This is a genomic window from Faecalibacterium sp. i25-0019-C1 (assembly GCF_042854225.1).
GTDB classification, from domain to species: Bacteria; Bacillota; Clostridia; order Oscillospirales; family Ruminococcaceae; genus Faecalibacterium; species Faecalibacterium taiwanense.
This window is the reverse complement of sequence record NZ_AP031428.1, coordinates 2,109,833-2,121,314: the sequence shown is the minus strand read 5'-3', so window position 1 is coordinate 2,121,314 and position 11,482 is coordinate 2,109,833. Positions and strand designations below refer to the sequence as shown.

The 11,482-nt window shown below is 57.7% G+C and carries 10 protein-coding genes; 9 read left to right on the top strand and 1 reads right to left on the bottom strand.

All coding sequences use genetic code 11. The features are described from left to right. Positions 1–29 precede the first annotated feature (29 nt). The 5 genes from ACGHUK_RS10480 (at position 30) to rfbB (ending at position 6,488) form a co-directional block, all read left to right on the top strand. On the top strand, positions 30–2,453 hold the full coding sequence (locus ACGHUK_RS10480) for a glycosyltransferase family 2 protein (RefSeq protein WP_390574285.1): 2,424 nt from the start codon (positions 30–32) through the stop codon (positions 2,451–2,453). Positions 2,454–2,458: 5 nt separating this feature from the next. Continuing rightward, the gene (locus ACGHUK_RS10475) at positions 2,459–3,250 is read left to right on the top strand and encodes a glycosyltransferase (protein WP_120081245.1); all 792 of its coding nucleotides are present in this window, start codon (positions 2,459–2,461) and stop codon (positions 3,248–3,250) included. A gap of 328 nt (positions 3,251–3,578) precedes the next feature. Continuing rightward, entirely contained in the window at positions 3,579–4,466 is an 888-nt protein-coding gene (gene rfbA / locus ACGHUK_RS10470; protein ID WP_005944568.1) for a glucose-1-phosphate thymidylyltransferase RfbA, read from the top strand. A gap of 21 nt (positions 4,467–4,487) precedes the next feature. Then, entirely contained in the window at positions 4,488–5,405 is a 918-nt protein-coding gene (gene rfbD, locus ACGHUK_RS10465; RefSeq protein WP_349935384.1) for a dTDP-4-dehydrorhamnose reductase, read from the top strand. A gap of 18 nt (positions 5,406–5,423) precedes the next feature. Then, positions 5,424–6,488, top strand: a complete 1,065-nt coding sequence (rfbB, locus tag ACGHUK_RS10460; RefSeq protein ID WP_154259028.1) for a dTDP-glucose 4,6-dehydratase — start codon at positions 5,424–5,426, stop codon at positions 6,486–6,488. A gap of 127 nt (positions 6,489–6,615) precedes the next feature. Here rfbB and ACGHUK_RS10455 read toward each other — a convergent pair whose 3' ends face one another. Beyond that, a complete protein-coding gene (locus tag ACGHUK_RS10455) occupies positions 6,616–7,215 on the bottom strand; it encodes a uridine kinase (RefSeq protein WP_298638611.1) in 600 nt (199 codons plus the stop codon). A 496-nt stretch (positions 7,216–7,711) separates the two neighbouring features. Between ACGHUK_RS10455 and ACGHUK_RS10450 the strand changes: the two genes are divergently transcribed. The 4 genes from ACGHUK_RS10450 to feoB all read left to right on the top strand — a co-directional run bounded on the left by ACGHUK_RS10450 (position 7,712) and on the right by feoB (position 11,473). Continuing rightward, complete coding sequence (locus ACGHUK_RS10450) at positions 7,712–8,296, top strand: DUF3793 family protein (RefSeq protein ID WP_371290508.1); 585 nt, start codon at positions 7,712–7,714, stop codon at positions 8,294–8,296. Positions 8,297–8,741: 445 nt separating this feature from the next. Beyond that, positions 8,742–8,957 (top strand): FeoA family protein, encoded by a 216-nt coding sequence (locus ACGHUK_RS10445; protein WP_005944556.1) that lies wholly within the window; start codon positions 8,742–8,744, stop codon positions 8,955–8,957. A gap of 82 nt (positions 8,958–9,039) precedes the next feature. Further along, entirely contained in the window at positions 9,040–9,261 is a 222-nt protein-coding gene (locus ACGHUK_RS10440; RefSeq protein WP_005944554.1) for a FeoA family protein, read from the top strand. Positions 9,262–9,286: 25 nt separating this feature from the next. After that, positions 9,287–11,473: a ferrous iron transport protein B gene (gene feoB, locus ACGHUK_RS10435; RefSeq protein ID WP_390574284.1), complete on the top strand. Its 2,187-nt coding sequence runs from the start codon at positions 9,287–9,289 to the stop codon at positions 11,471–11,473. Positions 11,474–11,482 lie beyond the last annotated feature (9 nt).

Genomic DNA, 11,482 nt, shown 5'->3' with positions numbered 1-11,482 from the left:
AAAAAAGTTCCATAGGAGCGGAGATCGGAATGGATCAGGAAAAAGAAACCAAACGACAGGCCGAGCGCTGCCGTGCACTGGCGCAGCGCATCGTGCGGGAGCTGACCCCTGCCAGCATTCAGGTGCTGGGCGGAAGCGGCGCACTGGCCGAAGCACTGGAAAAGGCCGGCGCACAGCTGCTGCCGGAGAATGCAGAGCAGGGCACCGCTGCCCTGCTGGTGGTGGAGGACCCGGAATGGGTGGATCTGCCCGCACTGCAGTGTGCACAGGTGCTGCTGGTATGCACCGATGCATCGGCCATGGCTGACTGTGCAAAGCAGCTGGCCGCACAGGGTCTGTACCGGGATTTTGAGTGGAAGAACCGCGGCAAAGCCCAGCAGACCGCGCTGTTCTGCCGCAGCGCCGCTGTGCAGGATGCACAGCAGCTGCTGGCAGGCTACGAGATGACGCTGGACGATCTGCGAGAGCGGATGCAGCAGGCCGAGCGCACCGGCGAAGAGCAGACGGCTCAGCTGGAACGCCTGCGCAGCGATCTTTCGCTGAGCCGCAGCCATGAGCAGGATCTGGAAAAGACGCTGAACAATGTGACCAGCTCCACCTTCTGGAAGATGAGCTGGCCGCTGCGCTACTTTGTCAGCAAGGGCCGTCAGCTGGCACACACCTTCCCGCCGTTCGTCTTTCTGGGCCAGCTGCGCCGGGTGGGCATTTCCGGCGTGCGTGCGCAGGCAAAGGCCAAAAAGGAATATGCGAAGCTGTTCCCGGGCAGGACCATGCGCGCCGACCGCTTTGCCAGCGCAGAGCTGCTGGTAAGGCAGGCGGCCGACCAGCCCGCCGCGCCGCGCATCAGCATTGTGGTGCCGCTGTACAATACGCCGCAGCAGTTTCTGGTGGAGCTGCTGGACTCGGTGCAGAACCAGACCTATCAGAACTGGGAGCTGTGCCTTGTGGATGCCGGTCAGGACGAGACGGTGGGCCAGACCGTAGCAGCCCGTGCTGCGGAAGACCCCCGCATCCGTTACCAGAAGCTGGAAAAGAACGAGGGCATTGCGGGCAACACCAATCAGGGCTTTGCGCTGGCAACGGGCGAGTTCATCGCCCTGCTGGACCACGATGATATCCTGCACCCCTGTGCTCTGTGGTACGTGGCACAGGCCATTGCCGAACAGGGCGCAGACTTTGTGTATACGGATGAAGTGACCTTTGAGGGCGACATCGACCATCTGACCGTTTACCATTTCAAGCCGGATTATATGCTGGATAATCTGCGCTCCAACAACTATATCTGCCACCTGAGCGTGTTCAGCGCAAAGCTGCTGGCCGCTGTGGGTGGCGATGAGCGTGCAGCCTACAACGGCAGTCAGGACTATGACCTCTACCTGCGCCTGACCGAAAAGGCACACAAGATCGTGCATATCCCGCACCTGCTGTACTACTGGCGCTCCGGCCCCACCAGCGTGGCAAGCAACATTTCGGCCAAGACCTACTGTCTGGAAGCTGCGGTCAAGGCCCTGTATGCCCACTACGAGCGTGTGGGTGTGCCGGTGGATGAAGTTTCCATGATCCCGGGTACGCCGGGCTTCTATAAGACGGACTATACCATTACAAAGCCGGGCCGGGTCAGCATCCTGATCCCCAGCTGCGACCATTCTTCCGACCTGCGCACCTGCGTGGAGTCCATCTACCGCAGGAGCACCTATGAGGATCTTGAGATCATCGTCATCGAGAACAACAGCAGGGAGCCTGCCACCTTCCGCTGCTATGAAAAGCTGCAGAAGGAGCACAAGAACCTGAAGGTGATCACATGGCAGGGCACCGGCTTCAACTACAGCGCCCTGAACAACTTTGGCGCAAAGGAAGCCACCGGCGAATACCTGCTGCTGCTCAACAACGATACCGAGGTCATTTCTCCGCGCTGGATCGAAGAAATGCTCATGTACGCCCAGCAGGACCGTGTGGGCTGCGTGGGCGCAAAGCTGCTTTATCCGGACAACACCATCCAGCACGCGGGCATCGGCTTCGGCTTTTTGACCCTTGCGGCCCACATGCACAAGAACTTCCCGGTGGGCCACCCCGGCTATATGGGACGTCTGGTCTATGCACAGGATGTGTATGCGGTCACTGCCGCCTGCCTGATGGTGCGCAGGAGCGTCTACGAGCAGGTGAATGGTCTGGACGAGAGCTTTGCTGTGGCCTTCAACGACGTGGACTTCTGCGTGCGCGTGCGCGAAGCGGGCTATACCAACGTGTTCACCCCGTTTGCACAGCTGTACCACTACGAGAGCAAGAGCCGTGGTCTGGACGAGAACCCGGTCAAGCGCAAGCGCTTTATCTCGGAGGTGGAGCGCTTCCAGAAGCGGTGGGCAAAGCAGCTGGCCGCAGGCGACCCCTGCATGAACCCGAACTTTGACCTGATGAAAGAGGACTTCAGCTTTGACATCAAACCGCTGGAGTGAACGACATGGAACTTTCTGCTTGTATTGTAGTTTATAACGGCGCGGATGAAGCGCTCAGGGCGGCACAGACCGTGCTGGACTGCACCCGCCGCCACCCGCTGACGCTGTATCTGGTGGACAACGCCAGCCCGGACGGCAGCGGCCAGTGCCTTGCCAAGGCCGCAAAGGACGGCACCCTGCACATCCGCAAGGACCAGAAGGTGGAGGTGCTCTGCCGCATGGAAAACGGCGGCTTTGGCACCGGCCACAACACGGTGCTCAGCCTGCTGCAAAGCCGGGTACACTTTATCCTGAACCCGGATATCCAGCTCACTGCAGATACGCTGAGTGACCTTGCAGACTGGATGGCACAGCACCCCGGCGTGGTGATGGCGCGGCCCGCGCTCACCTTCCCGGACGGGCGGCCCCAGCGCCTGCCGCTGCGCCGGTGCAGTGTGCGGGCCATGGTGTACCGCCAGCTGCCCTGCCTGAAATTCTGGGCAAAGTACAACGAGCGCTATCTCATGGCGGACAAAGACCTGACAAAACCCACCGAGATCGAGTTCTGCACCGGCAGCTTCTCGGCGGTGGACACTGCGGTGTTCAAGGCTGTGGGCGGCTTTGATGAGGACTACTTCATGTATGTGGAGGACGCCGATCTCACCCAGAAGATGCGCACCCGGGGCAAGGCGTATCTGGTGCCCCAGTACACCGCCATCCATGCATGGCACCGCGCGGCGCACCGCAGCCTGAAGCCCTTTTTGTGGCAGCTGCGCAGCCTGCTGCGCTATTTCTCCAAGTGGGGCTTTGCGTGGTAACTCCCCCAGTTAATGCCTGCGGCATTGCCAGCCCCCTCGGAGAGGGGGCCTTTTGGGCGGAACAAATGCGAGACTGAAGGAGTTTCAGAACGGCTTTTCCGGAAAATTTTTCGGGAAAGCCGTTCTTTCTTGCTTTTTGTGTGATTTGATAGTAAAATAAAGTGAACTGTTATTCCCATTTTGCCATTTTGGGCAGGGGGAGCGGCTCCTGAATTTGTTTACAGCGGACGCAGCTCCGCTTTGAATCCATACGTCATCCGGGCGGTCTCCCGTCTGGGCGGCGTACAGCTGCACAACTTTTCAATCTATTTTAAAGGAGTGCACAAATATGAAAGGTATCATTCTTGCCGGCGGTGCCGGCACCCGGCTTTACCCGCTGACTATGGTCACCAGCAAGCAGCTGCTGCCGGTCTACGACAAGCCGATGATCTATTACCCCCTGTCCACGCTGATGCTGGCAGGCATTCAGGACATCCTGATCATCTCCACCCCGACCGATACGCCTCGCTTTGAGGCGCTGCTGGGTGATGGCAGCCAGTACGGCATCCATCTGCAGTATAAAGTTCAGCCCTCTCCGGACGGTCTGGCACAGGCCTTTATTCTGGGCGAAGAGTTCATTGGCGACGACTGCTGCGCCATGATCCTGGGCGATAACATCTTCTACGGTAACGGCTTCTCCAAGATCCTCAAGACCGCCGCCGCCAATGCGGAAAACAAAGGCCGCTGCACCGTGTTCGGCTACTATGTGCAGGACCCGGAACGCTTTGGCATCGTGGAGTTCGACAAGGACGGCAAGGTGCTCAGCGTGGAGGAAAAGCCTCAGCATCCCAAGTCCAACTATGCCATCACCGGCCTGTACTTCTATAACAAAGAGGTCGTGAAGATGGCAAAGCAGGTCAAGCCCTCTGCCCGCGGCGAGCTGGAGATCACCACCCTGAACGACATGTATCTGAAGAAGGACGAGCTGGATGTTCAGCTGCTGGGCCGCGGTTTTGCATGGCTGGACACCGGCACCATGGACAGTCTGGTGGAAGCAGCCGATTTTGTGCGCATGATCGAGAAGCGCCAGGGCATCAAGATCAGTGCGCCGGAAGAGATCGCCTTCAAGTACGGCTGGATCGACCGCGACACCCTGCTGGAAAGCGCTGAGCGCTACGGCAAGAGTCCTTACGGCCAGCACCTGAAGAACGTTGCAGACGGCAAGCTGCGCTATTAAGCAAAAGAGAGGCATACCCATATGAAAATCATTGTTACCGGCTGCAAGGGTCAGCTGGGCACCGAGATCCTCAAGCAGCTGCGCGAAGGCCGCAGCGAGATCGGCCCCATCCCCGAAAAGCTGCTCAATGCCACGGTGATCGCCGTGGACCTGCCGGATCTGGATATCTCCAACTACAAAATGGTGGACGAGTTCATCCGCCGCAACCGCCCGGATGTCATCATCAACTGCGCTGCCTACACCAATGTGGATGGCTGCGAGGTGAACCATGACGCCGCCTTCAAGGCAAACGCCCTCGGCCCCCGCAATCTGGCACAGGCAGCGGAAAAGACCGGTGCACGACTGGTACACGTCTCCACCGATTATGTGTTCTCCGGCCGTGAAAACGGCGGCGTTGCACAGGACGAAGCCACCATTCCCGGCCCCATCAGCGCCTACGGCTCCACCAAGCTCATGGGCGAAAAGTACGTGGAACAGTTCTGCCACCGTCACTTCATCGTGCGCACCGCATGGCTCTACAGCTACTACGGCAAGAACTTCGTCAAGACCATCGTGAACGCAGGCAAGAAGTTTGGCAAGCTGGAAGTGGTCAATGACCAGTGCGGCAACCCCACCAACGCGGTGGATCTGGCCCACGAGATCCTGCAGCTGTGCGTGACCCACGAGTACGGCCTGTATCACTGCACCGGCGAGGGCATCTGCTCGTGGTATGATTTTGCGTCCGAGATCATCCGCCTGTCCGGCGTGGATGCCGCTGTGGCACCCTGCACCAGCGAGGAATACAAGGCAAAGCACCCGGAAAGCGCCGACCGCCCCAAGTGGAGCGCACTGGACAACCGGATGCTGCGCTGCACCGTGGGCAACGATGTGCGCGACTGGAAGGACGCTCTGGCCTGCTTCTTCGCCCACTGGGACGGCGACAACGGGATGAAAGACTGAAAAGAGGAAATTGAACCTATGAAAACCTATCTGATCACCGGCTGCGCCGGTTTTATTGGCTCCAACTTTGTGCATTATATGCTCAAGAAATACCCGGAGATCCTGCTGGTCAATCTGGATAAGCTGACCTACGCCGGCAATCTGGAAAACCTGAAGGATGTGGAGGGCGACCCCCGCCATGTGTTCGTGCAGGGCGATATCTGCGACAAGGAGCTGGTGGAAGGCCTGTTCCAGAAGTACGATTTCGATTACGTCATCAACTTTGCCGCCGAGAGCCACGTGGACCGCTCCATCAAGAACCCCGAAATTTTTGTGCAGAGCAACGTGATGGGCACCGTCAACCTGCTGCAGCGCGCCAAGGAAGCATGGTATGATGCCGATGCCAAGACTTGGAAAGAGGGCAAGAAGTACCTGCAGGTGTCCACCGATGAGGTGTACGGCGCACTGGGTGCGGACGGCTACTTTATGGAGACCACCCCCCTGTGCCCCCACAGCCCCTATTCTTCCTCCAAGGCCAGCGCCGATATGTTCGTTATGGCATTCCACGATACCTACGGCATGCCCGTGAACATCACCCGCTGCTCCAACAACTACGGCCCCTACCAGTTCCCGGAGAAGCTGATCCCCCTGATGATCAATAACGTCAAGCACCACAAGCAGCTGCCCATCTACGGCGACGGTATGCAAATCCGCGACTGGCTGTATGTGGAAGATCACTGCAAGGCCATCGACATGGTAGCCAACGGCGGCAAGATCGGTGAGGTGTACAACGTGGGCGGCCACAACGAGCGCCCCAACATCTTCATCGTCAAGACCATCATCAACCAGCTCCACGACCGCCTGCAGGACGAGGGCATCAGCGAGGACCTCATCAAGCACGTCGCCGACCGTCTGGGCCACGACCGCCGCTATGGCATCGACCCCACCAAGATCAAGAACGATCTGGGCTGGTACCCCGAGACCCCCTTTGAAAAGGGCATCGTGCTGACCATTGACTGGTACCTGAACCATCAGGAGTGGATGGACCATGTCACCAGCGGTGATTACCAGAACTACTATCAGGATATGTACAAGAATAAGTAACAGCCTGTAAACCAAGCAAAACCAAAAGCCGGACAGCCCGCAAGCTGTCCGGCTTTGTTTGGTTCAAGGGGTGTTCTTCCGCTTTGCTATATGGCACCTTGGTCTTGCCGGCGGCGCGGAAGCCATTTCAAATCGTCCCGCCTTGGGTGGTGTCTACCACAAAATCCGCCGTCTCCGCAATGTGGTACTGGGCAAAATAGCCCTCCTCCAGCGGCACCCACCGGGCGGCAAAATTGGCATATCGCTCCCCCTCCCGCGCCTGCAGGCGGCGGGTCTGCTCTTCTTTTGCGCAGGTCAGGAACACCCGCAGCGTTTCGTAACCGGTCAGCAGCGGGTGGTGGCTGTAGCTGCCCTCCAAAATCACCAGCGGCTGCGCAGCCAGCTCCCGCGCGGGCAGGTACGCACCCTCGCGGCAGGAATAGGCACGGTACTGCACCGGCTGGCCCTCGTAGGCTGGGCGCAGGGCTTCGTCCCGCAGGCGGGCAAGGTCCATATTGGCGCAGGGCGTTTTCTCCCAGCCGCGGATGCGCTGTGCAGGCGGCAGGTAAAAATCATCGGTGTGCAGGGTGATGCTGGCCGGGAACTGCCGGGCCAGCGTATTTGCAAGGGTGGTCTTGCCGCTGCCGCAGCGGCCATCCAGCGCCAGCACCAGCGGCTTTGTGGGCTGCTGTGCCAGTGCGGCGGCAAGAAGGGAGATCAGGCCCGGCGGTGCAATGTTCTGTGGCATGGATGCGTGCTCCTTTTATAAGATAGAACCCTCTCAGTCATTGCTGCGCAATGCCAGCTCTCCCGAAGGGGAGAGCTTTTGAATGCGCTGACTCTATAAAGAGCTCCCCCCTGAGTGGAACGACTTCCCCCGCGCCGGGGGAAGATGGCGAAGCCAGAAAGGGGAACGGCTGGCGCGTTAGCGCCTGAGAGGGTTTTCCTTATTATACCATACCGTGCCTCAAAACGGTAGGATGCGAAAAAAACAGACCAAAGCAAATGAGGGTTTGTCACGAATAACTTTTTTCAAGAAAAGTGTTGACAACGGCCCACCGCTGTGGTAAGATACAGTCACGTTAGAAATAACTAACCGCAAGAAACAGATCGGCAGGCCGAAGCCTTGAATGCTCCGCGCAAAGCTGCTTCTTTTTTGGAATCGGGGTTAGAAATATCTAACTTATAAACACGGCGCATCCGGGGAACAATAGCCCGGAGAAACAAGGCGGGAGGGCGCAGACATGGAGCGTAATTTTGAAACGGTCATGATCGAACAGTGTGCCCCGGTGCTGGCAAGCCTGAAACCGGCAGGCCTGTTCCGCTATGAGACCCGCGACTGCGCCGACCTTGCGCGCCGGGTGAAAAACTGGAACACTCAGCTGAACCCCAAGGGCCTGCGTGTGCGGGTGCTCAAGGGCTGCGTGCTCAACCACCGGTATCTTGTGTATGTCTACCGCGAAAGCAAGCTGGCTGCCGTGCTGGCAGATAAAAAGGTGCAGAGCTTTCTGCGGCAGGAGGGCTACCGCCTGCCGGAAGCGGGCGAAGCACCGGATGTGGGCAATATGCTCACTCAGCTTTCCCGCAAGCTGTGCTGTTCGGCAGAATTTCCGCATGAGATCGGGGTGTTCCTTGGCTATCCGCTGGGCGATGTTGTGGGCTTTATCGAGAACCGTGGCAAGAACTTTACCTGCTGCGGCTGCTGGAAGTCCTATGGCGACCCGGATGCAGCGCAGAAGCACTTTGACCAGCTGAGCAAGTGCACAGCAGTCTATCTGCGGCTGTTCCACAGCGGAACGCCCATTCTCCGCCTTGCCGTGGCGGCTTAAAAATTGTCATTCTCTTTTCAAATACTCTCTTTTTATCCTGGCACCTGCTGGTGTCCACGCACTGGCAGGAAAGAAATCCTCCTTTTGACACGCGGCCGCGCGGTGCAGACTGACCACTGTACCACGCGGCTGTGTCATTTGCAGCAAAAGAGCACAGCAGAGCAGAGAAAAAGCTTTGTGATAGTTTACAAGATGCCGCCAAAAAAGAACAAGAAAATGTAAACAATGGCTAACTTTGATTCAATAATTTGAGTTAGTTGTTGTTGATTGTGGTGAAAAAACGGAAAAAATCGGGCAGAAAAATTGTTTGTTCATATGAACTAACTTTTAATTATGAAAAAACTATTGACATAAAAGGTTAGTGAGCGTAAACTATCCACGTTGATAGTTGCGGCTGACTAACCGCAGCGATATCCCAGATTCAAACAGGAAGGGAAGCGGAAGTATGATGCCTTTGACAATGGCAAAAGCAGGGGAGACCGTCACCATCAAAAAGATCACCGGCAAGGATGAGATCCGGCTGCATCTGGCAGAGCTGGGTTTTGTGGTGGACAGTGAGGTAACGGTCGTCAACGAGATCGCAGGCAACCTGATCATTCAGGTCAAGGAGAGCCGCATCGCGCTGGACAAGACCATGGCAAACCGTATCATGATTGGCTGAACAGTGCCCAGGCGCTGTTTGGGAGCTGCTCCGAAACTGGAATAGTCTCTCTATAAAGACAAGCAGAGGAGGATGGTTAAGTATGAAAACTCTGAAAGACGTAAAGGTCGGCGAGACCGCTACTGTGGCAAAGCTGCACGGTGAAGGCCCGGTCAAGCGCCGCATCATGGACATGGGCATCACCAAGGGTGTTGAGATCTATGTCCGTAAGGTGGCACCTCTGGGTGACCCCATGGAGCTGACCGTGCGCAACTACGAGCTGAGCGTGCGCAAGGCCGATGCTGAAATGATCGAAGTAGTCTGATCCCAAAGGGAGGAAGGATTAAGCAATGAGCATTAAAATTGCACTTGCCGGCAACCCGAACTGCGGTAAAACGACCCTGTTCAACAATCTGACCGGCTCCAACCAGTATGTCGGCAACTGGCCCGGCGTTACGGTGGAAAAGAAGGAAGGCAAGCTGAAGGGCGATAAGGATGTTATCATTCAGGACCTGCCCGGTATCTACTCGCTGTCTCCGTACACGCTGGAAGAAGTGGTTTCCCGTACTTATCTGGTCAAGGAGAAGCCCGATGCCATCCTGAACATCATCGATGGTACCAACATTGAGCGTAACCTGTACCTGACCACCCAGCTGATCGAGCTGGGCATCCCGGTGGTCATGGCTGTGAACATGATCGATCTGGTGCGCAAGAACGGTGATAAGATCGACCTGAAGAAGCTGAGCGCAGAGCTGGGCTGTCAGGCGGTGGAGATCAGCGCACTGAAGGGCGAGGGCACCGAGGCTGCTGCAAAGGCTGCTGTGGCTGCTGCAAAGGCTACCAAGGCTGCTGAGCTGCCCCATGTGTTCACCGGCAGCGTGGAGCACGCCATTGCCCACATCGAAGAGTCCATTCAGGGCAAGGTGGATGACCGCTTCCTGCGCTGGTATGCCGTCAAGCTGTTCGAGCGCGACGAGAAGGTCATGGACGAGCTGAAGCTCGACAAGAGCCTGACCGACCACATCGACCAGCACATCAAGGACTGCGAAGCTGAGATGGACGATGACGCTGAGAGCATCATCACCAACCAGCGCTATGCATATATCAACACCGTCGTGGGCAAAGCTGTTAAGAAAAAGGCCCGCGTGGAGCACCTGACCGTTTCCGATAAGATCGACCAGATCGTGACCAACCGTATTCTGGCTCTGCCCATCTTCGCACTGGTCATGTTCCTGATGTACTCCCTGTCCATGGGCACCTCCATTGCAGACGGCGGCTGGGCCATTGGTACCTTTGCCACCGACTGGACCAACGATGTCCTGTTCGGTGAAATCGTTCCCAATGCTCTGGGCGGCTTGCTGGAGAGCATCGGCGTGGCAGGCTGGCTGTACGGCCTGATCATGGACGGCATCGTTGCCGGTGTCGGCGCAGTTCTGGGCTTCGTTCCCCAGATGCTGGTGCTGTTTTTCCTGCTGTCCATTCTGGAGGATGTGGGCTATATGTCCCGTGTCGCCTTCATCATGGACCGTATCTTCCGCAAGTTCGGCCTGTCTGGTAAAAGCTTCATCCCCGTGCTGGTCGGTACCGGCTGCGGCGTGCCCGGTGTTATGGCTTCCCGTACCATCGAGAACGAGCGCGACCGCCGCATGACCATCATGACCACCTGCTTCATCCCCTGCGGCGCAAAGATGCCCATCATCGGCCTCATCGCAGGTGCGATGTTCGGCGGTTCTTCTCTGGTGGCTGTCTCTGCTTACTTCATTGGCATGGCTGCCATCATCTGCTCCGGCGTGATCCTGAAGAAGACCAAGCTCTTCGCAGGTGATCCCGCTCCCTTCGTGATGGAGCTGCCCGCATACCATGTGCCTGCATGGGGCAACGTGTTCCGTGCAACCTGGGAGCGCGGCTGGTCCTTCATCAAGCGCGCAGGCTCCGTCATTCTGGCCGCTACCGTTGTGCTGTGGTTCCTGCAGGGCTTCGGCTTCGAGAACGGTGTCTTCGGCATGGTCGAGGATCAGGACAACTCCGTGCTGGCTGCGATCGCTACCAAGGTCGCATGGATCTTTGCACCTCTGGGCTTCGGCAACTGGCGTGCAACTGTCGCTTCCGTCTCCGGCCTGATCGCAAAGGAGAACGTGGTTGGTACCTTCGGTGTTCTGTATCACTTCGGCGGCGAGCTGTCTGAGAACGGCGATGAGATCTGGGCTGCTGTTGCGCAGGACTACACCGCTCTGTCGGCTTACGCCTTCATGATCTTCAACCTGCTGTGCGCTCCCTGCTTCGCTGCTATGGGCGCCATCAAGCGCGAGATGAACAACGGCAAGTGGACCGCCATCGCCATTGGTTATATGTGCGCTCTGGCTTACTGCGCCGCTCTGGTGGTGTACCAGCTGGGCGGCCTGATCACCGGTGAGATTGGCTTCAACTTCTTCACCATCGTGGCTGCTGTTGTTCTGGTTGGCTTCATCTACCTGCTGGTCCGTCCCAACAAGTATGTTGGCGACAACGAGGTCAAAATCGACGTGACCAAGATCTGATCGAACCGC

Coding starts and splice junctions, on each gene's coding strand:
- ACGHUK_RS10480 (WP_390574285.1), top strand. CDS start 30: ATGGATCAGGAAAAAGAAACCAAACGACAGGCCGAGCGCTGCCGTGCA.
- ACGHUK_RS10475 (WP_120081245.1), top strand. CDS start 2,459: ATGGAACTTTCTGCTTGTATTGTAGTTTATAACGGCGCGGATGAAGCG.
- rfbA (WP_005944568.1), top strand. CDS start 3,579: ATGAAAGGTATCATTCTTGCCGGCGGTGCCGGCACCCGGCTTTACCCG.
- rfbD (WP_349935384.1), top strand. CDS start 4,488: ATGAAAATCATTGTTACCGGCTGCAAGGGTCAGCTGGGCACCGAGATC.
- rfbB (WP_154259028.1), top strand. CDS start 5,424: ATGAAAACCTATCTGATCACCGGCTGCGCCGGTTTTATTGGCTCCAAC.
- ACGHUK_RS10455 (WP_298638611.1), bottom strand. CDS start 7,215: ATGCCACAGAACATTGCACCGCCGGGCCTGATCTCCCTTCTTGCCGCC.
- ACGHUK_RS10450 (WP_371290508.1), top strand. CDS start 7,712: ATGGAGCGTAATTTTGAAACGGTCATGATCGAACAGTGTGCCCCGGTG.
- ACGHUK_RS10445 (WP_005944556.1), top strand. CDS start 8,742: ATGATGCCTTTGACAATGGCAAAAGCAGGGGAGACCGTCACCATCAAA.
- ACGHUK_RS10440 (WP_005944554.1), top strand. CDS start 9,040: ATGAAAACTCTGAAAGACGTAAAGGTCGGCGAGACCGCTACTGTGGCA.
- feoB (WP_390574284.1), top strand. CDS start 9,287: ATGAGCATTAAAATTGCACTTGCCGGCAACCCGAACTGCGGTAAAACG.